We start from the raw sequence: 25,059 nt of genomic DNA on the forward strand, positions 1-25,059 counted from the left end.
TGCTGAAGCGAACCCGGGCGTGGGCCCCGTACTACCTCCGGAGCCCTCATGGGACGGTATGTGATCCGGCGTCTGCTCCAGATGATCCCGGTCTTCATCGGCGCCACGCTCTTGATCTTCCTGATGGTGAACGTGATGGGCGACCCCATCGCGGGCCTGTGCGGCGAGCGGCAGTGCGACCCCGCCACCGCCGCCCAGCTGCGCAAGGAGTTCGGCCTCGACAAGCCGCTGTGGCAGCAATACCTCACGTACATGGGCAATGTCTTCACCGGCGACTTCGGCACCGCCTTCACCGGGCAGCCGGTCACCGAGCTGATGGCCGACGCCTTCCCCGTCACCATCAGGCTGACGATCGTCGCGATCCTCTTCGAGGTCGTCATCGGCATCCTGCTGGGCGTCGTCACCGGGCTGCGCCGCGGCCGGCCGATCGACACCGGTGTCCTGCTGCTCACCCTCGTCGTCATCTCGATCCCGACCTTCGTCACCGGATTGCTGTTGCAACTGCTGTTCGGTGTCGAGTGGGGCTGGATCAGACCCTCGGTCTCCACGGACGCCACCTTCGGCGAACTGATCGTGCCCGGACTGGTCCTCGCCTCCGTCTCCCTCGCCTACGTCACCCGGCTCACCCGGACCTCCATCGCCGAGAACAAGCGGTCCGACTACGTCCGGACAGCCGTCGCCAAGGGCCTGCCCCGGCACCGGGTGATCACCAAGCACCTGCTGCGGAACTCGCTGATCCCCGTGGTCACCTTCATCGGCACGGACATCGGCGCGCTCATGGGCGGCGCGATCGTCACCGAGCGGATCTTCAACATCCACGGCGTCGGCTACCAGCTCTACCAGGGGATCGTGCGGCAGAACACCCAGACCGTGGTCGGCTTCGTGACCGTCCTCGTGCTCGTGTTCCTGGTCGCCAACCTGCTCGTCGACCTCCTCTACGCCGTACTCGACCCGAGGATCCGCTATGCCTGAGCAGCCGCCGTACCAGCGCGAGGGCGCCATCGCCGCGACCGGCGCGGGCGGCGCCATGGACCTCGCCACGAGCGAGGGCGCCACCCTGGAGCGGACGCCCGGCGGCCCCGAGGGCACGGGCCCTCAGGAGAAGCCCAGGAGCCTGTGGTCCGACGCCTGGCGCGATCTGCGGCGCAACCCCGTCTTCATCGTCTCCGGGCTCCTCATCCTCTTCCTGGTCGTCATCTCCCTGTGGCCCTCGCTGATCGCCACCCAGAACCCCCTCAAGTGCGACCTCGCCAAGGCCCAGGAAGGCTCGCAGCCGGGACATCCCTTCGGGTTCGACGGGCAGGGCTGCGACGTCTACACACGGGTGGTGTACGGGACCCGCGTGTCGATCAGCGTCGGCGTCTGCGCCACCCTCGGCGTCGCGATCCTCGGCTCGGTGCTCGGCGGGCTCGCCGGGTTCTTCGGCGGAGTGGGCGACTCGTTCCTGTCCCGGATCACCGACATCTTCTTCGCGATCCCCGTCGTGCTCGGCGGCCTGGTCCTCCTGTCCGTGGTGACCAGCAACACCATCTGGCCGGTCATCGGGTTCATGGTGCTGCTCGGCTGGCCCCAGATCTCTCGCATCGCGCGCGGCTCCGTCATCACCATCAAGCAGAACGACTACGTCCAGGCCGCCCGCGCCCTCGGCGCCTCGAACTCCCGCCTGATGCTCCGGCACATCACCCCCAACGCCGTCGCGCCGGTCATCGTCGTCGCCACCATCGCGCTCGGCACCTACATCGCGCTGGAGGCGACGCTCTCCTACCTCGGCGTCGGCCTGAAGCCCCCCACGGTCAGCTGGGGCATCGACATCTCCTCGGCCTCCGCCTACATCCGCACGGCCCCGCACATGCTGCTGTGGCCCGCCGGCGCCCTCGCGATCACCGTGCTCGCGTTCATCATGCTCGGCGACGCGGTGCGCGACGCCCTCGACCCGAAGCTGAGGTGACGGCCGTGCTGCTCGAAGTACGGGATCTGCACGTGGAGTTCCGCACCCGGGACGGTGTCGCCAAGGCCGTCAACGGGGTCGACTACGGCGTGGACGAGGGCGAGACGCTCGCCGTCCTCGGCGAGTCCGGCTCCGGCAAGTCCGTCACCGCGCAGGCCGTGATGGGCATCCTCGACATGCCGCCCGGGCGGATCACCGGCGGCGAGATCCTCTTCCAGGGCCGGGACCTGCTGAAGCTCAAGGAGGACGAGCGGCGCAAGGTCCGCGGCGCCGAGATGGCGATGATCTTCCAGGACGCGCTGTCCTCCCTCAACCCCGTGCTCAGCGTCGGCGACCAGCTCGGCGAGATGTTCACCGTGCACCGCGGGATGTCCCGCAAGGACGCCCGCGCCAAGGCGATCGAGCTGATGGACCGGGTGCGCATCCCGGCCGCCGCCGACCGGGTGCGCGACTATCCGCACCAGTTCTCCGGCGGTATGCGCCAGCGCATCATGATCGCCATGGCGCTGGCCCTGGAGCCCGCCCTGATCATCGCCGACGAGCCGACCACCGCCCTCGACGTCACCGTCCAGGCCCAGGTCATGGACCTGCTCGCCGAGCTGCAGCGCGAGCTCGACATGGGGCTCATCCTCATCACCCACGACCTCGGCGTCGTCGCGGACGTCGCCGACCGGATCGCCGTCATGTACGCGGGCCGGATCGTCGAGTCCGCGCCGGTCCACGACATCTACAAGGCCCCCGCCCACCCGTACACCAAGGGCCTCCTGGAGTCGATCCCGCGCCTGGACCAGAAGGGCCAGGAGCTCTACGCGATCAAGGGCCTGCCGCCCAACCTGATGCACATCCCGCCCGGCTGCGCCTTCAACCCGCGCTGTCCGATGGCCCAGGACATCTGCCGCACCGAGGTGCCGCCGCTGTTCGAGGTGGACCGTGAAGGCGTGGACCGTGCAGCGGGGGACCAGGAAGCCGGAGTCCGCACCAGCGCCTGCTTCTTCTGGCGGGAGTGCCTCGATGGCTGAGGCGATCCTGGAGGTCAGCGGCCTGGTCAAGCACTACCCGCTGACGCGGGGGATCCTCTTCAAGAAGCAGATCGGCGCGGTCAGGGCCGTCGACGGAGTCGACTTCGAACTCGCCGCGGGCGAGACCCTCGGCATCGTCGGCGAATCCGGCTGCGGCAAGTCGACGGTCGCCAGAATGCTGGTCAACCTGGAGAAACCGACGGACGGGACGATCAAGTACAAGGGCGAGGACATCACCAAACTGTCCGGCAGGGCGCTCAAGGCCGTACGCCGCAACATCCAGATGGTCTTCCAGGACCCGTACACCTCGCTCAACCCGCGCATGACCGTCGGCGACATCATCGGGGAGCCCTACGAGATCCACCCCGAGGTCGCGCCCAAGGGCGACCGCAGGAGACGCGTCCAGGACCTGCTGGACGTGGTCGGCCTCAACCCCGAGTACATCAACCGCTACCCACACCAGTTCTCCGGCGGTCAGCGCCAACGCATCGGCATCGCACGGGGGTTGGCGCTGCGCCCCGAGATCATCGTCGCCGACGAGCCCGTCTCGGCGCTCGACGTCTCGGTGCAGGCGCAGGTGATCAACCTGATGGAGCGGCTCCAGGACGAGTTCGACCTGAGCTACGTCTTCATCGCGCACGACCTCTCCATCGTGCGGCACATCTCCGACCGGGTCGGCGTGATGTACCTCGGACGGATCGTGGAGACCGGCAGGGACGCCGAGATCTACGACCACCCGACACACCCGTACACCCAGGCCCTGCTCTCCGCCGTGCCCGTCCCCGACCCGGAGGCCCGCGAACGCCGGGAGCGGATCATCCTCGCCGGAGACGTGCCCTCCCCGGCGAACATCCCCTCCGGCTGCCGCTTCCGCACCCGCTGCTGGAAGGCCCAGGAGCGCTGCGCGCGGGAGGTGCCGCCGCTCGCGGTGCCCGAGGAGTTCCGCTTCGTGGAGGGCCCGGCGGCGCACGACTCGGCCTGTCATTTCGCCGAGGAGAAACGGGTCGTACCGCCGGAGGAACCGCCCGAGCAGGCGACATAACCCCGCAAATGCTGACGAACTTCGTTAACACGCAGGCAACTTGGCCGAAGCGGCACCGATATACGGACGCGTCAAGGTAATCAGCGTACGGCCGTGCGGGTGCCGTAGATGGGCCGGGGCGCGCCATGTCGCCCCGGCCCACCTTTTTTGCGCCTAAGCCGGCGCCGCTCTCGCGGACCTGGCTGGTGTTTCGTCGGGGTTCCTCAATTGATGGTTGCGGTGCTCTGTGGAATTTTTTCCACTCAGCCCAGTCGCAGAGCGCGCCGCAGGAAGTCCACCTGGAGGAGGAGCAGGTTCTCCGCGACCTGTTCCTGCGGGGTCATGTGGGTGACGCCCGACAGGGGCAGCACCTCGTGCGGGCGGCCCGCGGCCAGGAGCGCCGAGGAGAGCCGCAGGGCGTGCGCGACCACCACGTTGTCGTCCGCGAGGCCGTGCACGATCATCAGCGGCCGGTGCGGCTCGGCGGGCGCGGACAGTCCGTCGTCCGTGATCAGCGAGCTCTTCGCGTACGCCTCCGCGGCCGCCGCCGGATCGCCGAGGTAGCGCTCCGTGTAGTGGGTGTCGTACAGCCGCCAGTCGGTGACCGGGGCGCCCGCGATGCCCGCGTGGAAGACGTCGGGGCGGCGCAGCACGGCGAGCCCCGCGAGCCAGCCGCCGAACGACCAGCCCCGGATCGCCACCCGGGACAGATCCAGCGGGAACCTCTCCGCGAGGCCGTGCAGCGCGTCGATCTGGTCGTCGAGGGTGAGCGTGAAGTCGTCGCGGACCGCCTTCTCCCAGGCGGGGGAGCGGCCGGGGGTGCCGCGGCCGTCGGCGACGACCACCGCGAAGCCCTGGTCGGCGAACCACTGCGAGGTGAGGTGCGCGTTGTGCGCGGCCAGCACCCGGGGGCCGTGCGGACCGCCGTAGGGGTCCATGAGGACGGGGAGGGGAGTGACACCGTCGTAGTCAGTAGGCATAAGCAGGGCGCATGGGATTTTCCGTGCGCCCCCCTCGGTGAGTGTCACGCGCGGGGACAGACCGGGACTTTCGGCATACGACGTGACAGTCGCCGTCCGCTTTCCCTCCCGCAGCACCTGCACTTGAGCTCCCGGCCGGTCCGGTACCGAGGAGACCAGCACGGTCACGCCCCCGCCGCGCACCGCCGCGTGCACGCCGGGTTCCTGGGAGAGACGCTCGACACCGAGCTCGTTGACGCGGTAGACATGCACCTCGCCCGTCTCCGGGGCGGTCGCCGCCTCGCCGGCCGACGCCGAGATCAACACGTCGTCGTCCGAGACGTCCAGCACCGCGCGCACATGCAACTGCGGTCCCGTGAACGGGCGTTCGCCGAAGGCCAGGACCCGTGCCCCGCCCTCGTCGGCGATTCGTACGAGCTGTCCCGCGGGGCTCCAGCACGGCACACCAGGGAAAAGATCCAGCCATTGTCGATCTTCGTCGGCGTGCACCATCCGGGTCGCCCCGGTGTCCGGGTCGACGGCCAGGAACAGCTGACTGCGCTGGTCCCGCGCCTGCACCAGAACCAGTGGCGCGCCCGCCGCTGACCAGTGCACATGCGCCAGGTACGGGTAGTGCGCACGGTCCCAGACCACCTCGGTGCGCACCCCGTCGAGGCTGACCACGAAGAGCCTTACGTCCGCATTGTCCGTTCCGGCGGCCGGGTAGCCGACCTGCTGCGGAGCGCGTTCCGGTTGTGCGGGATCGGAAATCCACCAGCGCCGCACGGGCGCGTCGTCGACCCGCGCGACCAGCAGTCGGTCCCCTTCCGGAGACCACCAGAAACCGCGCGAACGCCCCATCTCCTCGGCCGCGATGAACTCAGCCAATCCATAGGAAACCGTCCCCGAATCCGCACCGGACTCCGGCTCCACGAGCGCCCGGTCGCCGTCCCCCTCGGCGCCGACGACCCGCAGGGCGCCCCCGCGGACATACGCGACGAGCCGTCCGTCGGGCGAGGGGCGCGGGTCGATCACCGGTCCCGGGACCCGGAGTTCACGTGCCGTACCGGCTCGCAGCTCCGCCGTGAAAAGCCGCCCTGACAAGGCGAAAGAGGCCAGCTCGACCGCCGTGTCCGTGGCATAGCCGACGATCCCCGCGCCGCCCTCGCGACTGCGCTCGCGGCGCGCCCGCTCCGCCGCCGACAGGCGTTCCGTGGCGCCGCCGAGCAGCGCCCGCGGGTCGGCCGCGACGCGCTCCTGCCCCTCCGCGACATCGAGGACCCACAGCTGATTCGCCCGGTCCGTACCGGAGGAGGACCTCAGGAACACCACCCGGGAACCGTCCGGGGAGACGGTGAACGCGCGGGGCGCACCGAGGGTGAAGCGCTGCGTCCGGGCGTACCGGCGGGGGAAGGAGAGAGGCTCGGTCGTCATGCCTTGACCATATTGGCCATGCGCCCCCTTGTGCGGCCGTGCGCCGATCGATGCGCGCGTATGGATAGTTATGATCACTGGCGGTGTGTGGGTATGAACCCGCTGGCCGCTGTATGGATTTACCGACCCCCATGTCCGACCCCCCATGTCCCTGGGATCTTTGGAGGTGAGCCGCCGTGGCACTCTCGATTTCGGCGGTGGTGCTGCTGGCGATCATCGTCGTCATCCTGGTCAGGAAGTCCGGGTTGAAGGCCGGCCATGCGGTCGTGTGTGTCCTGTTCGGCTTCTATCTCGCCTCTTCGACGATGGCCCCCACGATCAGCGACCTGACGACGAACGTCGCGGACATGATCGGCAGCTTCAAGTTCTGACGGGGCGCTTCACGTTCTTGACGGGGAGCTTCGGTGCCACGACCCGTGCCCGCCTCGGCGGTGGGCCGGGCGCCTCGTAGGGTGGGTTCCATGACGGAACTGCCCGACCGGCGTCTGCTCCTGGTGCACGCGCACCCGGACGACGAGTCGATCAACAATGGCGCGACCATGGCCAGGTACACGGCCGAGGGCGCCCATGTGACGCTGGTGACCTGCACCCTCGGCGAGGAGGGCGAGGTCATCCCGCCCGAACTGGCGCATCTCGCGCCCGACCGCGAGGGCGGGCTCGGCCCGCACCGGATCGGTGAGCTGGCCGCCGCCACGAAGGAGCTCGGGGTCACCGACCACCGCTTCCTCGGCGGTCCCGGGCGCTTCGGCGACTCCGGGATGATGGGCCTGGAGCAGAACCACCGCGCGGGCGCCTTCTGGTCCGCCGACGTCGACGAGGCCGCGGAGTACCTGGTCGAGGTGATCCGCGAGGTCCGACCCCAGGTGCTCGTCACCTACGACCCCGACGGGGGCTACGGACACCCGGACCACATCCAGGCCCACCGCGTCGCCGTGCGCGCCGTCGAGCTGGCCGCGGACCCCACCGTCCGCCCCGACCTCGGCGCGCCCTGGGAGATCACCAAGGTCTACTGGAACCGCGCCCCGCGCTCCGTCGTCGAGGAGGGCTTCCGACGGCTGCGCGAGGCCCTGCCCGGACTGCCCTTCGAGCACTCCGCCGCCGTGGCCGACGTACCCGGCGTGGTCGACGACACGGCGGTCACCACCGCGATCGACGGGACCGCGTACGCCGCCGCGAAGGCCGCCGCCATGCGGGCGCACGCCACCCAGATCGAGGTGGCCGAGCCCTGGTTCGCGCTGTCGAACGCACTCGCGCAACCGCTGTTCACCACCGAGTACTACGAGTTGGTGCGCGGGGAGCGCGCGGGACCCGGTCGTGAGACCGACCTCTTCGCGGGGATCGAACGGGGGTCCACGGAGGCCGGGCAGGGATCCACGGAGACCGAACAGGGTTCCGCGGGGACCGGGCAGAGATCCATGGGGACCGAGCAGGGAAAGGCGGACGCGTGATGAGCATGTCGGGACAGCGGGGGAGTGCGCTCGCCCAGCCGCTGCCGCGGCCCTCGGCCGGGCGGATCGTGGCCCACCTGGGCCTGTTCCTGCTCGGCGCGGTGGTCGGAGCCGCCGGAACGCTGGTACAGGCCGCCTGGTTCCCGGGCGGGTTGCTGCTCGCCCTGGTCGGCGCGGCCGGACTCTTCCTGGGCGGATCGCGGGCGACCGGCTCCCGGGCCGGCGCCGTCGCGCCCGCGGCGGGCTGGATGATCGCGGTCGTTCTGCTCACCTCCACCCGCCCGGAAGGGGACTTCTTCTTCGGCGCGGGATTCGGTTCCTACCTTTTCCTGCTCGGCGGGATGGCCGTGGCTGTGATGTGCGCCACGCTTGGTTTGGGGCGGCAACCGCACGACTCCGCCGTCCGACTTGGGAAGTGACGTACCACTTCGCCGTACAGGACAGGTGCGGGTCCCGTGCGAGTTTCCTGGGCGGGCGAGGTTTGCGCGCCGAATGCGGCCAGTATGGTGGTGCGCGCCGCCGAGCTGCCCGAGATGAGGTCGAGTAAACGGGCGGCGGAGCCAACCGGGAGAACCTGCCTTGAGTCGTGAAACTGACAGTTCGTCCTCCGGGCCCAACGGGCGCGGTGGAGCCGCGTACCCGTCGGGGACGCCCCCCTACGGGACCCCCATGGTTTCCGAAAACGGTGCCGATGCGGGCCGTTCGGCCGGCGGCACCCCGCCGGAGGAGCGCAAGACCGAGACCACGCTGACGACACGGATCCGGATCAACATCCCCGGATCGCGGCCCATCCCGCCGGTCGTCGTGCGCACACCGGTCGGGGACGCCGAGTCGCCCGCCGAGTCCGCCGGTTCCACGGGAGCCCCCGCGGAGGCGCAGCGTGCCGTGAGTCCGCCCGTGGCAGCGGCCACGGCCACCGAGACCCCGGCCGAAGCCGCCGCCGCGGGCGGTGCTCCGGCCAGAGAGAAGACCAGCGACTGGTTCGCACCCCGCAAGTCCGGTGCGCCTGGCGGCGGCCCGGGCGGCGGGTCCACCAACGGGGCGGGTCTGCCCGGAGGTTCGGGACCCACGGGTCCCGCGGCGCCGCAGGGCGCGGGCACGCCGGGTGGCAACGGCACCGGCGGTACGCGTCCGGGTGCCCCCGGCGGCGCGAACGCGCCCCGCCCCGGGAGCGGCGGTACGAACGGTGCCGGGCTGCCCGGTGCCACCGGCGCCGGACCCGTGGCGCCCGGTCACGGCGGCGGCACCGGTTCCTTCGACGTCTCAGCGGCGCTGGGCAACACGGCCTCGTTCCCGGCCATAGGAAGCGAAGGCCCGGGCGGGCCCGGTGGCCCTGGCGGCTCCGGAGGCCCGGGTGGCCCTGCGGGGCCCGGTGGCGAACCGCGCCGTGACAACCTCCCGTACTTCGCGGAGAACTTCTCGGAGAACGGCCGGGGCGGTCCCGCGGGCCCGACCGGCGGTCCGGTCACCGGTGACGGCCCGTTGGTGCCGCCGGCCGGCCCGGGCGTGGCTCCGGGCAGCCTGGCCGCAGGCCCCGGTGGTCGTGGCGTCCCCGGCGGGCACGGCACGGCCGGCCTCGGCGCGGGATACCCCGGTGGCGGCCTCAGCGACGACACCGCGATCCTCACCCCGCAGAAGCCCGCGCCCGATCCGGGCGGCCAGGGCTACGGCGGCCCGGTGGACAACGTCTCCGGGCACACCCTGACCAGCGGCATTCCCGTCGTGCCCGCCGCCCAGAACTCGCCGTTCGGGCCGGGCGCGCACACCGACGGACCGCTGCCGCACACCCCGCCGAAGGCGCCCGAGCCGGCCCCGAAGCCCGCCGCCTCCTCGAAGAAGCCGGCCAAGAAGAAGGGCCGCAGCAAGCTGACGCTCCTGGTCGTCGCCGTGGTGTTCATCGGCGGTGGCGTCTACGGCGCGGGGCTGCTGATGAACCGCTCGGACGTCCCCAAGGGCACCACGGTGCTCGGCGTGGACATCGGCGGCGGCACCCGCGACGAGGCCGTCAAGAAGCTCGACGACGCCTTCGGGGCCAATATGAACAAGGCGCTCCAGCTGTCGGTGGACGGCACCACGGTCTCGCTCAAGCCGGACCAGGCCGGGCTCCAGTTCAACGCCCAGGACACGGTCCGCGCCGCCGCGGGCAGCGACTACAACCCGGTCTCTGTGATCGGCTCGCTGTTCGGCCAGCAGCGCGTCGTCGAGCCGGCGATGCCCGTCGACGAGGAGAAGCTCCAGGCCGCCCTGGAGCGCACCGCGAGCGGCTCAGGTTCGGCGAGCGACGGCACCATCAAGTTCGAGTCCGGCAAGGCCGTCGCCGTGTACGGCAAGGCGGGCAAGGGCATCGACGTGGCGGCCTCGACCCAGGCCGTCGAGGACGCGTACCGCGCCCAGGTCGGGACCGGCACCTCCACCCCGGTGAAGGTCGCCACCACGACCCGTCAGCCGACCGTCTCGAACGCCGAGGTCGACCGGGAGATGAAGGAGTTCGCCCAGCCCGCGATGTCCGCCCGCGTCACCATTCAGACCGACGCGGCACACAGCATCCAGTTCGGCGCCCTGTCACTGCCGAAGATCCTCGGCTTCAAGGCCGTCAACGGCAAGCTCGTGGAGACGTACGACCTCACGGCGCTCAAGGCGGCGTACGGCAAGACCTTCGACGGCGTACAGATCCAGACCGCGGGCGGGAAGCGCGCGGTCACGCCGCAGGACGTCGTCACCGCACTGGGCAAGGCCCTGCGCGGCAAGACGACGGCGGAGCGCGTCGGAGTCATCGACACCAAAGCGAGCTGACCCCTGGTCGTTCGGATGAACGGAGCCCCTGCCCGCACCGGGCGGGGGCTCCGTCGTCGCAGCACGGGGATCCCCGGACCGCGCCGCACGACCTGGCACATGACATCTGTCATCCGGCACTCAGGACCGCCGACACTGCCGTGCACCGGGCCCGCGCGGCCACGATGGTCCCCATGACGACAACAGCGGCGCCCGCCACCACCCCGGTGGTCGGGTTCGATCAGGTGAGCAAGAGCTACGGGAACGTACGGGCCGTCGACGGGCTGACGCTCGACCTGCACCCGGGTGAGACCGTCGCCCTGCTGGGTCCCAACGGCGCGGGCAAGTCGACCACGCTGGACCTGCTCCTCGGCCTCAAGCACCCCGACACCGGCGCCGTCCGGGTGTTCGGCGCCGGCCCCCGCGAGGCGATCGTCGGCGGCCGGGTGGGCGCCATGCTGCAGAGCGGCGGCCTGATGGACGAGGTGACGGTCGGCGAGCTGGTGAAGCTGGCCTGCGATCTGCACCCGAAGCCGTACAAGGTCAGTGACGTGCTGGCCCGTGCGGGCATCTCGCAGATAGCCGACCGCAAGGTCAACAAGCTCTCCGGCGGCCAGGAGCAGCGCGTCCGCTTCGCGCTCGCCACCGCGGGCGCCAACGATCTGATCGTCCTGGACGAGCCCACCACCGGCATGGACGTCTCCGCCCGCCAGGCCTTCTGGGCCACCATGCGCGAGCAGGCCGACCAGGGCAGGACCGTCCTGTTCGCCACGCACTACCTGGAGGAGGCCGACGCCATCGCGGACCGCGTCCTCGTACTGCACCGGGGCCGCCTGCTGGCCGACGGCACCGCCGCCGAGATCAAGGCGAAGGCCGGCGCCCGCCGCATCGCCTTCGACCTGGAAGGCCCCATCGACGAGGCCCCGCTGCGCGCCCTGCCCTTCCTGACCTCGATCGACGTCTCCGGGCACACCGTCCGCATCCAGTCCTCCGACGCCGACGCGACCGTGCACGCGCTGTACGGGCTCGGCCTCTACCCCCGCAATCTCGAAGTCGCCGGGCTCGGGCTCGAGCAGGCCTTCGTCGCCATCACGGCCGCCGAGGAGGCGAAGTCGCAGTGAACAGCCTCATCAAGCTCGAGATCACCCGCGCCCTGCGCAACAAGAAGTTCCTGTTCTTCTCGGTGATCTACCCCTCGGCCCTGTTCCTGCTGATCGCGGGCAGCGCGGACAGCACCACCAAGGTCGACGGCACCGGGCTGACCCTGCCGACCTTCTTCATGGTCTCCATGGCCTCCTTCGGCGCCCTGACCGCCGTCCTGATGGGCAACAGCGAACGCATCGCGAAGGAGCGCGAGAGCGGCTGGGTACGGCAGCTCAGACTCACCACCCTGCCGGGCCGCGGCTATGTCCTGGCGAAGACCGCCAGCGCCGCCGTGATCAGCCTGCCGTCGATCGTGGTCGTCTTCGCGGTCGCCGCCGCCGTGAAGCACGTACGGCTGGACGCCTGGCAGTGGCTCGCGCTCACCGGCGCGATCTGGGCCGGCAGCCTCGTCTTCGCCGCGCTCGGCGTGGCCATCGGCTATCTCGCGAGCGGCGACGCGGTCCGCCCGATCACGATGATCCTGTACTTCGGCCTCTCGGTGCTCGGCGGCCTGTGGATGCCCACGACCACCTTCCCCGACTGGCTCCAGAAGATCGCGTCCTGGCTGCCCACGCACGCGTACGCTGCCCTCGGGCGGTCCATCGAGCTGGGCGACGCCCCGCACGCGAAGGACCTCGCCATCCTCGCCGTCTCCTTCCTCCTCTTCGCGGGCGGCGCGGCATGGCTGTACCGGAAGGACACGCTGAAGGCGTGAGCAGCGTCGGCATCGGGCAACGCCCGCAGAATCGCAGGCAGATGATGGTCAAGGCCGTCTGGACCGGCATCTGGCTCGTCTATCTGAGCGCGCCCGTCAGCGACTTGGTACATGGCGGGCACAGCACCGGTGTCGTCGTACTCGGCTGGTTCGGCCTGGTGGCCTTCGTCGGGTGGTACGGGACGCTGGTCTTCCGCACCGGCCGCGGCGAGACGACCCCCTTCGTGTTCGTCTCGCTCGTGGTCCTCGCGGCCGAGGCCGCCCTGCTCTCCTACACCCTGGGGCGGGAGTGGCTCGTCCTGTTCGTGTACGTCTCGATCGCGTCCGGCGCGGTGCTTCCGCTGCGGCTGGCGCGCTGGACCATCCCGGCCGTCTCCGCCGTGCTGACGGGGATCGCCCTGACCGTGTCGGGCGGCAAGGAGTATCTGGCGGGGCTCCTCATCCCGGCGTTCCTCGGCGGGTTCGCCATGACCGGCGTCCGTGAACTGATCCGCACGACGATCGCGCTGCGTGAGGCCCGTGCGACGGTCGCCCAACTGGCGGCGAACGAGGAGCGCCTGCGCCTGGCCCGCGATCTGCACGATCTGCTGGGCCACTCGCTCTCCCTGATCACCCTCAAGAGCGAGCTGGCCGGCCGGATGCTCCCCGACCACCCCGAGAAGGCGGCCCAGCAGGTCGCCGACATCGAACAGGTCAGCCGTCAGGCCCTCGTCGACGTGCGCGAGGCGGTCACCGGCTACCGGCGTCCCCGGCTGTCCGGCGAACTCGCGGGCGCCCAGGTCGCGTTGACGGCGGCTGGCGTCACCGCGGAGCTGCCCGTCGAGCCGGACCTCACCGACGTCGCCGAGGAGAGCGAGTCCGCGCTCGCCTGGGCACTGCGGGAAGCGATCACCAATGTCGTACGACACAGCGGGGCCCGGCGCTGCACCGTGGAGCTGGTCCGCCGCCAGACGCTGGACGGCCCGGTGCTCGAACTGAGCGTGGAGGACGACGGTGCGGGCGGCTCGGGCCATGCTCCGGGCAACGGCCTCACAGGCCTGACCGAGCGGCTGGAGAAGGCGGGCGGAGCCCTGGAGGCGGGCCGGGTGCGCCGCGGCTTCCGGCTGGTCGCACGGGTACCGGCGCAGGCCCCCTTCGAGGCCGCCGATCACCCCGTAGGATCCGGTGCATGAGCCGCACGATCAAGGTCCTGCTTGCCGAGGACCAGTCGATGGTCCGCGAGGCGCTGGCCGCGTTGCTGGGCCTCGAGCCCGACATCGAGGTGGTCGCCCAGGTGGCGCGCGGCGACGAGGTGCTGGCCGCGGCCCGCGCCCACGACGTGGACGTGGCGCTCCTCGACATCGAGATGCCGGGCAAGACGGGCATCGAGGCGGCGGCCGAGGTCCACAAGGAACTCCCCGGCATCAAACTGCTCATCCTCACGACCTTCGGCCGCCCCGGCTATCTGCGCAGCGCCATGGAGTCCGGCGCCGACGCCTTCCTCGTCAAGGACGCCCCGGCCGCCCAACTCGCCGCGGCGGTCCGCAAGGTGCTCGCCGGCGAACGGGTCATCGACCCCACCCTCGCGGCCGCCGCCCTCGCCGAGGGCGCCAACCCCCTGACCGACCGCGAACGCGAGGTCCTCCGCGCGGCGGCCGACGGTTCCACCAACGCCGAACTGGCCACCGCCCTCCACCTCTCCCAGGGCACGGTCCGCAACTACCTCTCGACAGCGATCCAGAAGCTGACGGCCCGCAACAGAGCAGAGGCAGTCCGGATAGCGCGAGAGAAGGGCTGGCTGTAGAACCCCGGCTGGGGAGCGCCCCGAAAGGGGCGCGGGGAACTGCGCGCCCAGCCACGACGAGCCCGCAGTCGCCCGAAGCCAGCTCCCTTCACGGCGCCTGGGCGAACTCAGTTCAACATCGCCCGAGCCGCCCGAGCCAGCCCCCGAACCCGTTCCGCGGCGCCCTCGTCGACGGCGACAACCACCTCCGCGTACGCCTCGAGTTCCGCCGCACCCTCAAGGAACTCCCCACGCTGCACCAGCAACTGAGCCCGCTCGTACCGCAACCGCGCAGGATGCGACGGCAACAGCAGCGCCAACTCCACGGCCCACAGGCCGACATCCGACCGCTCCGGCCGCGCCGCCGCCCACGCCCGGACGTTGTTCAGGATCCGCACGACGACGTCGAGGGGAGGGGCGGGGACGAGCATCGAGGGATCGAGAGGCGCCCCGGTGGCGCCCTGCACGAGCAGCTCGGCATCGGAGCCGCTCAGCACCCGCCCCCCGTCGAAGGGATCGGCGAGCACCTGCTGCTCGGCCGGCCCGAAGCCCACCACGAAATGCCCGGGCAGGGCGACCCCGTACACCGGCGCGCCGGCCCGCCTGGCCACCTCCATCCACACCACGGAGAGCAGGATGGGCAGCCCGCGCCGCCGCCGCAGCACCGCGTGCAGCAGCGAGGACTCCAGCCGTTGATAGTCCCCGGGCGAGCCCCGGAACCCGCAGCGCCCGCCGAGCAGCTCGGCGAGCGCGGTCGCCCAGGGCAGCGCCCCACCGGGCCGGAACGGCAGCTGTCCGGCGAGCCGGTCGAGTTCGATCTGCGCCGCGTCCGACCCCGCCTCGTCCAGCGTGCCGTCCGCCGCCGCCCCGATCAGCAGGCACAGCGCCGCCAGGTCGGGCCGCTCGGACCGTGCCTCCTCGGCGAACCTCCGCCGCACCTCGGCGGCTCGCTCCGGCTCCGGGGGATGGGGGGAAGGCATGGCGGTCTGGTACCCCTTCACGCCGGTCGACGGCGGTCGTCGGCGGACATCTGAGGCGCGCGGTAGTGGTGGTACGTGTGATGCGCCGCGAAGCCCATCCCGGTGTACAGCGCCCGCGCCCCCGCGTTGTCCGCCTCCACCTGGAGCCAGGCCGCCGAGGCGCCCTCGTCCAGGGCACGGCGGGCGAGCGCGGCCATGACGGCGGTGGCGAGGCCCCGGCGGCGCTGGGCGGGGTCGACCTCGACGGCCGCGAAACCGGCCCACCGTCCGTCGACGACACACCGCCCGATCGCGGCCGGAGGCTCCCCCTCGGCGCCGGGCACCGTCGCGAACCACACCGAGGGCCCGCTGCCCAGGACGTGCAGCGCGACCTCGCTCAGTCCCTTGCGCTGGTAGCGGCCCAGCCACGCCTCGTCGGCCGCGCGGGCGAGGACCACCCCGGAGGCCTCCGCGACCTCGCGGTCGGCGAGCGGCGCGAGCGCGCCGATCCACAGCCCGGCACTCACCTCACGCGCCCAGCCACGCGTCTCCAGCTCCGCGCACAGCACCTCCTGGGTGCCCTCGGCCCCGGTGGCGGTCTGGACGTAGGCGGGGAGGTCACGGGCCGCGTACCAGTCGCGTACGTACGTCAGCGCCTCGTCGAGCGGCACGCCCGGGTCACCGAGCGGCAGCACGGAATTCGCGCGCCGGGTGAACCCGGAGGCCGCCCGCAGCTCCCAGTCGCCGAGTCGCTCGCTCTCCACCGGCTGCCAGGCCCGCGCGGCGACCCGCGCCAGCTCCTCGTACGAGGCCGCGGGGCCCCGCCGACGCGCCGGGGCGGCCGGTACGACCTTGCCCGCGACCAGCGAGGATTCCGGAATCCGGACGATCTCACCGTCGCGCCGTGTGATCAGCAGCACACTCTCGTCCCATGATGTGAGAACACCGACCGTGTCAGTGAACTTCTCACCCCCGGCGGCACCTTCGATATCTATGATCATCCGCCGAACAGAGACACGTTTGCCCACGTCAGCAGCGGTGATTCGGACCTCGAGACGTCCGGCCGCAGAGATTTCCACAGGTCAGTTCACCCCTCCTGTATGGATCACGCCCCGGAACGGAGATACTAGGTGCGGGCATCGACGACGCCGCGCTCCCGCGCGCCAGGCGGCGGAGCCTACGGAGGCCCGCCAGCGCCCTATCGAGGAGGAACGACAGCGTGACCTACGTCATCGCGCAGCCTTGTGTCGACGTCAAGGACAAGGCGTGCATCGAGGAGTGCCCGGTCGACTGCATCTACGAGGGCTCCCGGTCCTTGTACATCCACCCGGACGAATGCGTCGACTGTGGAGCCTGTGAGCCGGTGTGCCCGGTCGAGGCGATCTTCTACGAGGACGACACTCCCGAAGAGTGGAAGGACTACTACAAGGCGAACGTCGAGTTCTTCGACGAGCTCGGCTCGCCCGGCGGCGCCAGCAAGCTCGGTCTGATCGAGCGCGACCACCCCTTCATCGCAGCGCTGCCGCCGCAGAACCAGTAAGCGGCCGCACCTACGCGCCGCCTCGGTCCCGTACGGCCCGATCCCCTCGATCGCCGTACGGGGCCGAGGCGTTTGCCGTAGCAGCCCGTACCGGCCACTGGCGCGCAGGCCGTGTGTGTACGGGTCGTACGAACGAGAAAGTGAGCCCGATCCCGTGTCCGCAGTCTCCGACCGGCTTCCTGTCTTCCCCTGGGACAAGCTGGAGCCCTTCAAGGCGACGGCCGCCGCTCATCCGGGTGGCATCGTCGACCTGTCCGTCGGCACCCCGGTCGACCCGGTGCCCGAGCTGATCCAGAAAGCTCTGGTCGCGGCCGCGGACTCGCCGGGCTATCCCACGGTGTGGGGCACGCCCGAACTGCGCGACGCGCTCACCGGCTGGGTCGAGCGGCGGCTCGGCGCACGCGGCATCACCCACCAGCACGTGCTCCCGATCGTCGGCTCCAAGGAACTCGTCGCCTGGCTCCCCACCCAGCTGGGCCTGGGCCCCGGCGACAAGGTGGCGTACCCGCGCCTCGCGTACCCGACGTACGAGGTCGGCGCGCGCCTGGCCCGCGCGGACCACGTGGTCTACGACGACCCCACGGAGCTGGACCCGACCGGCCTGAAGCTCCTGTGGCTGAACTCCCCGTCGAACCCGACGGGCAGGGTCCTGTCCGCCCCGGAACTCGCCCGGACCGTCGCGTGGGCCCGCGAGCACGACATCCTCGTGTTCTCCGACGAGTGCTACCTCGAGCTGGGCTGGGAGGCCGACCCGGTCTCGGTCCTGCACCCGGACGTCTGCGGCGGCTCGTACGAGGGGATCGTCTCGGTCCACTCGCTCTCGAAGCGCTCGAACCTGGCCGGCTACCGCGCCGCGTTCCTCGCCGGTGACCCCGCCGTCCTCGGCGACCTGCTCCAGATCCGCAAGCACGGCGGCATGATGACGTCCGCGCCGACCCAGGCCGCGGTGGTCGCCGCCCTCGCGGACGACGTCCACGTCCGTGAACAGCGCGAGCGTTACGCGGCCCGCCGCACCGCCCTGCGCGAGGCCCTGCTGCGCCACGGCTTCCGCATCGAGCACAGCGAGGCGAGCCTGTACCTGTGGGCCACCCGCGACGAGTCCTGCTGGGACACCGTCGCCCATCTGGCCGAACTGGGCATCCTCGTCGCCCCGGGCGACTTCTACGGCGAGGCGGGCGAGAACTTCGTCCGCGTGGCCCTGACGGCGACGGACGAGCGGGTGGCGGCGGCGGTAGAACGCCTGGCGCCCCTTTAGAGGCACCCCGGTGAGGGAGTGCCCCTTTAGGGGCGCGGGGCTGTGACATTTGCGGCTCCGCCGCGTGGGCGCGACCAGCCCCCACCGGCCCGCACGCCAGGAAGCGACACACGCGAAGGGGTCCAGGGAAACTCCCTGGACCCCTTCGCGCGTGCAACCCCGGCGGGGCTAGCCGAGCGGCAACCCCTTCAGCGGCAGCTGCCCCGTCGGCAGACCACCCTTGGTCACCGCGTCCGTCGGAAGGCCACCACCGGCGGTCTTCGCGGTGTCACCGAGCAGACCCCCGGCCTGCCCCGCCGCGTCCCCGGCCACCTTCTGCGCGGCCGGCGTCGCCGTCCTGGCGACACTGCCACCCGTCTTGCCCGCGGCCGGGACGGCCTTCTTGAGGGCGTTGCCGCCGGTCGTGCCCGCGAGCCCGGTGACGTTCTGCGTCGCACCGTCGACCGTGCTGCCGACGTGCGCGCCGTCCAGAGCGGTCAGCCCGCCGAGGTTGGGGGTGGCCGGGAGTTCGGCCGCCGCGCTGGCGGAGCCGGCCGCACCGACCACGGGCGCCGCTCCCGCTGCGATGAGCAGCGCGGCACGGGCGATCCGGCGGGTCAGGGGGAGGGACATGATGCTCCTTAGACGGAAGAGAACGGTGAAGTGTCCACCCGTGCCCGGGAGTTGACCGTCCGGCCGCCGACCGGCTGTCGGGCGACCCGTTGATCGTTCCGGGCTCGGACGCAGTGACTACCGCTCGAGACCCGCGAAGGTTGCGGTGGTCCGACGTAAAGAGTTGGCAATGCGTCGCATTATCGGTTGTGGATAAAAACGGGCAAAGGGCATCCGGTCGGAAAGTCTGCCGAATCCTTACGGCCCTTTGTTTTCAACGGGTCCGGCGGATTCCGGTGTGAGCACGAGAAAACCCGCTCGCAGCGGCAACGCGCCACGCCGCGCATCCCCCGTACAGGTGAGGCACCGTACTACTGCGCGGTGACGATGCGGACCTCGCCGGGGGACTGCTTCGCGGTCGAACCGCCCGTGGTGACCGCCGCCCGCCACTCGCCGTTCCTCTCCCCGGCCGTCCACTCCCGCCCCGCGTAGGAGACCCGTTGGATGTGCAGCGCCGAGGAGTTGGCCACCGCCCAGTGCGCCAGCTCCCAGCCATGCTGGCGGACCGTGGAGTCGCCGGTGGGGTCCTTGCGCACGGGCACGGTCACGGTCCGGCCGGAGACGCTCGGCGAGGGGGCGAGGCTCGGCGAAGCCGTCGAGGAGGCGGGGGAGCCCGCGGTGCTCACATCGGCTCCCGCCTCCTGCAGCACCTCGCGCCCGAAGTCCCGTACGAGCGCGGCGCGCACCGAGTCCGGGCCGCCGACCGGGGTCGCCCCCGGGCGGCCCTCACAGGTCAGCGTGGCCGCCGCACGGCCGGTCAGGGCCGCGGCCAGCAGCGTCGCGTCCGGCTCGTGCTTCGCGTACGCCTGCGGATAGCCGCTGCGCTGCACCCGCTGCGCGGCGACGGTGAGCGGCATCCGCGTGTAGCCCGGCACCTTGGCCAGGTGTTCGTAGAACATGCCGGCCGCGTACGTCGGGTCCATGATCTGTTTCGTCGTCCCCCAGCCCTGCGAGGGGCGCTGCTGGAACAGACCCAGCGAGTCCCGGTCGCCGTGCTGGATGTTGCGCAGCCCCGACTCCTGGAGCGCGGTCGCGAGCGCGATGGCCACGGCGCGCTCCGGCAGCCCGCGGGTGGTGCCGACCGCCGAGATCGTCGCCGCGTTCACCGCCTGCTCCGGAGTGAACTCGTACGACTCGCCGTCGCTCTTGCCCGAGACGACTCTGCAGCGCGGCGCACCCGTCCCTCCCGTGAGGTACTGCACCGCGAGGTAACCCGCGAGCGCGAGCATGACTACGACGGCCGCCCCGAAACGGAAGAAGCGGCCGCGCCGGACAGGAGTGGGGGACGTCTCTGGCACGCGTACAAGGTACTGGAGGCGACTGCTGGCGACCTATGGGGTTGTGGACAACCCGTGTGCGGCAGAGCGCCGAGCAGGGGGCGCTAGGGTCGAGGGCATGGCCGACACCACCCTTGACCTCACGCTGGACGCCGCCGAGCTCACCGCGCGGCTCGTCGACTTCCCCTCGGAGAGCGGCAACGAGAAGCCCCTCGCGGACGCCGTCGAGGCCGCGCTGCGCGCCCTGCCGCATCTGACGGTCGACCGGTACGGCAACAACGTCGTGGCGCGTACGAACCTGGGGCGGGCCGAGCGCGTGATCCTCGCCGGGCACATCGACACGGTCCCCATCGCCGGCAACGTGCCCTCGCGCCTCGACGAGGACGGCGTCCTGTGGGGCTGCGGCACCTGCGACATGAAGTCCGGTGTCGCCGTACAGCTGCGCATCGCGGCCACGGTCCCCGCACCCAACCGCGACCTCACCTTCGTGTTCTACGACAACGAAGAGGTCGCCGCCCACCTGAACGGCCTGAAGCACGTCGCCGAGGCCCACCCCGACTGGCTGGCGGGCGACTTCGCGATCCTCCTGGAGCCGACGGACGGCCAGGTCGAGGGCGGCTGTCAGGGCACGCTCCGGGTGCTCCTGAAGACCAAGGGGGAGCGTGCCCACTCCGCGCGCGCGTGGATGGGCTCCAACGCGATCCACGCGGCGGCCCCGATCCTCGCCAAGCTCGCCGCCTACGAGCCGCGCACGCCGGTCGTGGACGGCCTCCGGTTCCACGAAGGCCTCAACGCCGTCCGCATCGAGGGGGGCGTGGCCACCAACGTCATCCCCGACGCCTGCACCGTCGTCGTCAACTTCCGCTACGCGCCCGACCGCAGTGAGGCCGAGGCCGAGGCCTTCGTCCGTGACTTCTTCGCCGACTGCGACATCGACGAGTTCATCGTCGACGACCACACCGGCGGGGCCCGGCCCGGCCTGACCCACCCGGCCGCCGCGGCCTTCCTGGCGGCCGTCGGCGGCGAGGCCCGCCCCAAGTTCGGCTGGACGGACGTCGCCCGCTTCAGCGCGCTCGGGGTGCCCGCGGTGAACTACGGGCCCGGCGCGCCGCTCCTCGCCCACAAGGTGGACGAGCGGGTGCGGGCGTCGGAGATCCCCGAGGCGGAGGAGCGCCTGCGCGCCTGGCTGACGTCCTGAGGCCCGCCCGAACCTTTGCGGTGCACGGCGGACATGCGCATGTCCCCCCTCCGTAACCCGCGTAGATCTACGCTGGGGCTGAACCACTTGCAAGCGGAGGGAGCGCACATGGCTACTGGCAACCCCGAGGGCAAGAAGCAGCCACCGGAGGAGCAGCGGCTGGGGCCGGTACTGCGCAGGCGCGGCCAGGTGCAGGCGAGCACCACGGACCAGCGGCTGCTGGACGCGGGCGGCCCCTCCGACTGGGTGCACACCGACCCCTGGCGGGTCCTGCGCATCCAGTCGGAGTTCATCGAAGGCTTCGGCACGCTCGCCGAACTCCCGCCCGCGATCAGCGTCTTCGGCTCCGCCCGTACACCGGTGGACTCGCCCGAGTACGAGGCGGGAGTCGCGCTCGGCCGAGGCCTGGTCGAAGCGGGCTTCGCCGTCATCACGGGCGGCGGGCCCGGCGCGATGGAAGCCGCCAACAAGGGCGCCTGCGAGGCCAAGGGCATCTCGGTCGGCCTGGGCATCGAGCTCCCCTTCGAACAGGGCCTCAACCCCTACGTCGACATCGGCCTCAACTTCCGGTACTTCTTCGTCCGCAAGATGATGTTCGTCAAGTACGCCCAGGGCTTCGTGGTCCTGCCCGGCGGCCTCGGCACCCTCGACGAGTTCTTCGAGGCCCTCACCCTCGTCCAGACCCAGAAGGTCACCCGCTTCCCGATCGTCCTGTTCGGCACGGCGTACTGGGGCGGTCTCGTCGACTGGCTCAAGAACACCCTGATCGCCCAGGGCAAGGCCTCCGAAAAGGACCTCCTCCTCTTCCACCTCACGGACGAGGTGGACGAAGCGGTGGCCCTGGTCTCCAAGGAGGCGGGCCGCTAGCGCAGCGGCCCCTGCGAGGGGCGCGGGGAACCACGCGACCGGCGGGGCGAGGAAGGTCTACGCCAGGCCCCGGCGGGCCACCGTCGGAGGGCGGTGGCCCGCGATCGACGCCACCATGTCCAGGACCTGACGCGTCTCGGCGACCTCGTGGACGCGATACACCTGCGCCCCCAGCCACGCCGACACCGCCGTCGTGGCCAACGTCCCCACCACCCGCTCCTTCACCGGCTTGTCGAGCGTCTCCCCGACGAAGTCCTTGTTGGAGAGGGAGACAAGCACGGGCCACCCCGTCTCCACCATCTCGCCCAGCCGCCGAGTCGCCTCCAGGCTGTGCCGCGTGTTCTTCCCGAAGTCGTGCCCGGGGTCGATCAACACGGACTCCCGGGGCACGCCCAGGGCCACCGCCCGCTCGGCCAGCCCCACGGTCACCCGCAGAATGTCGGCCACGACGTCGTCGTAGGCGATCCGATGCGGCCGTGTACGAGGCTCGGCGCCCCCGGCATGGGTGCACACCAGCCCTACCCCGTACCGCGCGGCCACCTCCGCGAGCCGCGGATCCACGCCACCCCACGCGTCGTTGAGCAGATCCGCCCCCGCCTCGCAGACCGCCTCCCCGACCTCGTGCCGCCAGGTGTCGACGCTGATGATCACGTCCGGGAACCGCCGCCGCACCTCGGCGACGAAACCGACCGTACGGCGCGCCTCCTCCTCGGCGGTCACCTCTTCCCCGGGCCCCGCCTTGACCCCGCCGATGTCGATGATGGCGGCGCCCTCGGCCACCGCCTGGTCCACGCGCGCGAGCGCGGGCTCGTCGCGGAAGGTGGCTCCCTGGTCGTAGAAGGAGTCCGGGGTCCGGTTCACGATGGCCATGATCACCGGCTCGTGCGGGTCGAATTCGTGCCTGCCCAGCCTGAGCATCCCCTGTGACCTCTCCTATAAGTCCCGCTGCTTAGCCGCCTGCGACCTTAACTGTCAGACTCGCATGGCACGATCGGACCCTGACACTTTCAGCGCCGGACCGCTTCGGCACTCGTCAGAGATTTTCAGTAGCTTCAGTACTTTCGCGTCGGCGCCCAACGCGTCGGCACCAGAGCGTGGGGACCTCAGCGATGTTCATGTTCTTGTTCCTGGTCGTCGCGCTCGCCGTCGTGGTCGCCGCGGTGACACTGTCCGTGGTGGGCGGCGGCGAGAGCGCCCCCCTTCCCGACGCCGAGCCCGATCGGCTGGTGGACCCGCTGCCCCAGGACCGGCCGGTGAACCGGGCGGACGTGGAGTCCGTGCGCTTCCCGCTCGCCGCCCGCGGCTACCGCATGGCGGACGTGGACGACGCCCTCGGCCGGCTCGGCGCCGAGCTCGCCGAGCGGGACGCCAGGATCGCCGACCTGGAGGCCGCGCTGGCCGGCGCCCGCGCCACCGCGACCATGTCGCTGCGCAAGCCGGCCGAGGGGGAGCAGCAGTGAGCGACGCGCTCGCCGGGCCCGACGGCGCGCTGCGCTGCCCCTGGGCCCTGTCCACCGAGGACTACGTCTCGTACCACGACAAGGAGTGGGGCCGCCCGGTCCACGGCGACGACGCGCTGTACGAGCGGCTCTGCCTGGAGGCCTTCCAGTCGGGCCTGTCCTGGATCACGATCCTGCGTCGGCGGCCGGGTTTCCGTGCCGCCTTCGCCGACTTCAAGATCGCCTCGGTGGCCGCGTTCACGGACGCCGACAAGGAGCGCCTCCTCGGCGACCCGGGCATCATCCGCAACCGCGCCAAGATCGAGGCGACCGTCGCCAACGCGCGCGTGCTGACCGACTGGGCGCCGGGCGAGCTGGACGAGCTGATCTGGTCCTTCGCCCCCGACCCGGCCGCCCGCCCGGCCCCGAAGCGGTTGGCCGACGTCCCGGCCGTCACCGACGAGTCGACGGCCCTCTCCAAGACCCTCAAGAAGCGCGGCATCCGCTTCGTGGGCCCGACCACGGCGTACGCGCTGATGCAGGCGTGCGGCCTGGTCAACGACCACCTGGTGGACTGCGCCGCGCGCGGTCTTTAGGGGCGCGGGGAACTGCGCGCCCAGCCACAGACGGCCCGCAGTTCCCGTACCGACCTCCGACCTCCGAATCCAGCGAAGCGTTACCGCCCCAGGTACTTCGGCTTCTCCTTGTTGACGAACGCCTGCACCGCGATCACATGGTCCTCGGACGCCCCGGCCCGAGCCTGCAGCTCGTCCTCCTTCTCGAGGGTCTCGTCCAAGGAGTGGGTGAGCCCATAGGCCACGGCCTCCTTCAGCGCGGCGTACGCGACCGTCGGCCCGGCGGCCAGCGCCCGCGCCACTTTCTCCGCCTCGTCGCGCAGCTCGGACGACGGGACGAGCCGGTTGGCGATCCCCAGCTCGAAGGCCTCCTGCGCGGTGATGCTGCGTGGGAAGAGCAGCAGGTCGGCGGCGCGGCCCGGTCCGATCACCCGCGGCAGGTTCCATGACATGCCCGAGTCGGCGGTCAGCGCGACCCCCGCGAAGGACGTGTTGAAGGCGGCGGTGTCGGCGACGATCCGGTAGTCCGCACAGAGCGCGAAGCCGAAACCGGCCCCCGCGGCGACGCCGTTCACCGCGGCCACCACGGGCTTCGGGGCCCCGGTCAGGGCGCGCACGATCGGGTTGTAGTGCTCGCGCACGGTGCTCATCGTGTGCTGCGACCCCGACTCCTTGTCGGCGGCCAGCAGCCCGATGTGCTCCTTGAGGTCCTGCCCGACGCAGAACGCTCGGTCTCCCGCGGCGGTGAGCAGGATCGCCCGTACGCCGCCGTCCGCCGCGGCGGCCTGGGCCGCGTCCCGGAGGGCGACCTTGGTCTCGATGTTCATCGCGTTCATCGCCTCGGGGCGGTTCAGCGTGATCGTCGCGAGTCCGTCGCTCACCTCGTAGAGCACGGTGTCGGCCATGGTGGGTCTCCTCCGGTGTCGTGGCTCCGACGTACCGGTCGGTACGTCCTGGTGCGAGGACAGCATGCAGGACAGCATGGCGGAGATCACGGTCCGGGGCGGGGACAGGACATGTGACCTGCGTCAAAGAATTCCGCGCCGTGGAAGTCGATGCAGCGGCGCAGTATCGCAG

General features: G+C 71.3%; 25 protein-coding genes. 18 read left to right on the plus strand and 7 right to left on the minus strand.

Annotation, left to right across the window (positions count from 1 at the left end):
- The first annotated feature begins 48 nt into the window (after positions 1 to 48).
- Genes AQJ27_RS16115 through AQJ27_RS16130 form a run of 4 tightly spaced genes read left to right on the plus strand, consistent with a single transcriptional unit; the run spans position 49 to position 4,009 of the window.
- Positions 49 to 972, plus strand: coding sequence for an ABC transporter permease (locus tag AQJ27_RS16115; protein ID WP_067368430.1), 924 nt, complete (start codon positions 49 to 51; stop codon positions 970 to 972).
- Positions 965 to 1,948 carry an ABC transporter permease gene (locus AQJ27_RS16120; protein WP_067368433.1) on the plus strand — a complete coding sequence of 328 codons (984 nt, stop codon included), beginning with the start codon at positions 965 to 967 and terminating at the stop codon, positions 1,946 to 1,948. Before AQJ27_RS16115 ends, AQJ27_RS16120 begins: the two co-directional genes overlap by 8 nt.
- Positions 1,949 to 1,953: 5 nt before the next feature.
- Positions 1,954 to 2,967, plus strand: a complete 1,014-nt coding sequence (locus AQJ27_RS16125; RefSeq protein ID WP_067369283.1) for an ABC transporter ATP-binding protein — start codon at positions 1,954 to 1,956, stop codon at positions 2,965 to 2,967.
- The gene (locus AQJ27_RS16130; protein WP_067368439.1) at positions 2,960 to 4,009 is read left to right on the plus strand and encodes an ABC transporter ATP-binding protein; all 1,050 of its coding nucleotides are present in this window, start codon (positions 2,960 to 2,962) and stop codon (positions 4,007 to 4,009) included. Before AQJ27_RS16125 ends, AQJ27_RS16130 begins: the two co-directional genes overlap by 8 nt.
- Before the next feature lie 242 nt (positions 4,010 to 4,251).
- Here the strand turns inward: AQJ27_RS16130 and AQJ27_RS16135 are convergent, their stop codons facing one another.
- Positions 4,252 to 6,381, minus strand: coding sequence for a prolyl oligopeptidase family serine peptidase (locus AQJ27_RS16135; protein WP_067368442.1), 2,130 nt, complete (start codon positions 6,379 to 6,381; stop codon positions 4,252 to 4,254).
- 176 nt (positions 6,382 to 6,557) lie between these two features.
- On the opposite strand from AQJ27_RS16135, the gene AQJ27_RS16140 reads away from it, so the two are divergent.
- The 8 genes from AQJ27_RS16140 to AQJ27_RS16175 all read left to right on the plus strand — a co-directional run bounded on the left by AQJ27_RS16140 (position 6,558) and on the right by AQJ27_RS16175 (position 14,242).
- Complete coding sequence (locus AQJ27_RS16140) at positions 6,558 to 6,752, plus strand: hypothetical protein (RefSeq protein WP_054228237.1); 195 nt, start codon at positions 6,558 to 6,560, stop codon at positions 6,750 to 6,752.
- 90 nt (positions 6,753 to 6,842) lie between these two features.
- Entirely contained in the window at positions 6,843 to 7,829 is a 987-nt protein-coding gene (mshB, locus tag AQJ27_RS16145; RefSeq protein WP_067368444.1) for an N-acetyl-1-D-myo-inositol-2-amino-2-deoxy-alpha-D-glucopyranoside deacetylase, read from the plus strand.
- Complete coding sequence (locus tag AQJ27_RS16150; RefSeq protein ID WP_067368446.1) at positions 7,829 to 8,248, plus strand: DUF6113 family protein; 420 nt, start codon at positions 7,829 to 7,831, stop codon at positions 8,246 to 8,248. The genes mshB and AQJ27_RS16150 overlap by 1 nt, the downstream gene beginning before the upstream one ends.
- 160 nt (positions 8,249 to 8,408) lie before the next feature.
- Positions 8,409 to 10,622: a peptidoglycan binding domain-containing protein gene (locus AQJ27_RS16155; RefSeq protein ID WP_067368449.1), complete on the plus strand. Its 2,214-nt coding sequence runs from the start codon at positions 8,409 to 8,411 to the stop codon at positions 10,620 to 10,622.
- A 173-nt stretch (positions 10,623 to 10,795) separates the two neighbouring features.
- Positions 10,796 to 11,722, plus strand: coding sequence for an ABC transporter ATP-binding protein (locus AQJ27_RS16160; RefSeq protein ID WP_201264300.1), 927 nt, complete (start codon positions 10,796 to 10,798; stop codon positions 11,720 to 11,722).
- Entirely contained in the window at positions 11,719 to 12,459 is a 741-nt protein-coding gene (locus AQJ27_RS16165) for an ABC transporter permease (RefSeq protein WP_067368452.1), read from the plus strand. Before AQJ27_RS16160 ends, AQJ27_RS16165 begins: the two co-directional genes overlap by 4 nt.
- Positions 12,456 to 13,631 carry a sensor histidine kinase gene (locus tag AQJ27_RS16170; protein WP_067368455.1) on the plus strand — a complete coding sequence of 392 codons (1,176 nt, stop codon included), beginning with the start codon at positions 12,456 to 12,458 and terminating at the stop codon, positions 13,629 to 13,631. Before AQJ27_RS16165 ends, AQJ27_RS16170 begins: the two co-directional genes overlap by 4 nt.
- A complete protein-coding gene (locus tag AQJ27_RS16175) occupies positions 13,628 to 14,242 on the plus strand; it encodes a response regulator transcription factor (RefSeq protein WP_067368458.1) in 615 nt (204 codons plus the stop codon). Before AQJ27_RS16170 ends, AQJ27_RS16175 begins: the two co-directional genes overlap by 4 nt.
- Before the next feature lie 107 nt (positions 14,243 to 14,349).
- Here AQJ27_RS16175 and AQJ27_RS16180 read toward each other — a convergent pair whose 3' ends face one another.
- Positions 14,350 to 15,201, minus strand: a complete 852-nt coding sequence (locus AQJ27_RS16180) for a transglutaminase family protein (RefSeq protein WP_067369291.1) — start codon at positions 15,199 to 15,201, stop codon at positions 14,350 to 14,352.
- 17 nt (positions 15,202 to 15,218) lie between these two features.
- Positions 15,219 to 16,259, minus strand: coding sequence for a GNAT family N-acetyltransferase (locus AQJ27_RS16185; protein WP_067368461.1), 1,041 nt, complete (start codon positions 16,257 to 16,259; stop codon positions 15,219 to 15,221).
- Positions 16,260 to 16,399: 140 nt separating this feature from the next.
- On the opposite strand from AQJ27_RS16185, the gene fdxA reads away from it, so the two are divergent.
- Together fdxA and AQJ27_RS16195 are read left to right on the plus strand one after the other, a co-directional pair.
- Positions 16,400 to 16,720 (plus strand): ferredoxin, encoded by a 321-nt coding sequence (gene fdxA, locus AQJ27_RS16190; RefSeq protein ID WP_018089397.1) that lies wholly within the window; start codon positions 16,400 to 16,402, stop codon positions 16,718 to 16,720.
- Between the two features lie 154 nt (positions 16,721 to 16,874).
- A complete protein-coding gene (locus tag AQJ27_RS16195; protein ID WP_067368463.1) occupies positions 16,875 to 17,975 on the plus strand; it encodes a bifunctional succinyldiaminopimelate transaminase/glutamate-prephenate aminotransferase in 1,101 nt (366 codons plus the stop codon).
- Positions 17,976 to 18,143: 168 nt separating this feature from the next.
- Here the strand turns inward: AQJ27_RS16195 and AQJ27_RS16200 are convergent, their stop codons facing one another.
- Together AQJ27_RS16200 and AQJ27_RS16205 are read right to left on the minus strand one after the other, a co-directional pair.
- Complete coding sequence (locus tag AQJ27_RS16200; protein ID WP_067368466.1) at positions 18,144 to 18,587, minus strand: ATP-binding protein; 444 nt, start codon at positions 18,585 to 18,587, stop codon at positions 18,144 to 18,146.
- A 350-nt stretch (positions 18,588 to 18,937) separates the two neighbouring features.
- Positions 18,938 to 19,924: a VldE C-terminal domain-containing protein gene (locus AQJ27_RS16205; RefSeq protein ID WP_067368469.1), complete on the minus strand. Its 987-nt coding sequence runs from the start codon at positions 19,922 to 19,924 to the stop codon at positions 18,938 to 18,940.
- Between the two features lie 97 nt (positions 19,925 to 20,021).
- Here AQJ27_RS16205 and dapE point away from each other — a divergent pair, with 97 nt between their 5' ends.
- Together dapE and AQJ27_RS16215 are read left to right on the plus strand one after the other, a co-directional pair.
- Positions 20,022 to 21,101, plus strand: coding sequence for a succinyl-diaminopimelate desuccinylase (gene dapE / locus AQJ27_RS16210; protein WP_067368472.1), 1,080 nt, complete (start codon positions 20,022 to 20,024; stop codon positions 21,099 to 21,101).
- 108 nt (positions 21,102 to 21,209) lie between these two features.
- Complete coding sequence (locus tag AQJ27_RS16215; RefSeq protein WP_067368476.1) at positions 21,210 to 21,968, plus strand: LOG family protein; 759 nt, start codon at positions 21,210 to 21,212, stop codon at positions 21,966 to 21,968.
- Positions 21,969 to 22,025: 57 nt separating this feature from the next.
- On the opposite strand, the gene folP is transcribed toward AQJ27_RS16215, so the two are convergent.
- Positions 22,026 to 22,886, minus strand: coding sequence for a dihydropteroate synthase (gene folP / locus AQJ27_RS16220; RefSeq protein WP_054228223.1), 861 nt, complete (start codon positions 22,884 to 22,886; stop codon positions 22,026 to 22,028).
- Positions 22,887 to 23,077: 191 nt separating this feature from the next.
- Here folP and AQJ27_RS16225 point away from each other — a divergent pair, with 191 nt between their 5' ends.
- Both AQJ27_RS16225 and AQJ27_RS16230 read left to right on the plus strand, forming a co-directional pair.
- The gene (locus AQJ27_RS16225; protein ID WP_054228222.1) at positions 23,078 to 23,428 is read left to right on the plus strand and encodes a DivIVA domain-containing protein; all 351 of its coding nucleotides are present in this window, start codon (positions 23,078 to 23,080) and stop codon (positions 23,426 to 23,428) included.
- On the plus strand, positions 23,425 to 24,003 hold the full coding sequence (locus AQJ27_RS16230; protein ID WP_067368479.1) for a DNA-3-methyladenine glycosylase I: 579 nt from the start codon (positions 23,425 to 23,427) through the stop codon (positions 24,001 to 24,003). The genes AQJ27_RS16225 and AQJ27_RS16230 overlap by 4 nt, the downstream gene beginning before the upstream one ends.
- A gap of 80 nt (positions 24,004 to 24,083) precedes the next feature.
- Here the strand turns inward: AQJ27_RS16230 and chcB are convergent, their stop codons facing one another.
- A complete protein-coding gene (gene chcB / locus AQJ27_RS16235; protein ID WP_067368484.1) occupies positions 24,084 to 24,887 on the minus strand; it encodes a 2-cyclohexenylcarbonyl CoA isomerase in 804 nt (267 codons plus the stop codon).
- Between the last annotated feature and the right edge of the window lie 172 nt (positions 24,888 to 25,059).

This window comes from Streptomyces olivochromogenes (assembly GCF_001514115.1).
GTDB classification, from domain to species: domain Bacteria; phylum Actinomycetota; class Actinomycetes; order Streptomycetales; family Streptomycetaceae; genus Streptomyces; species Streptomyces olivochromogenes.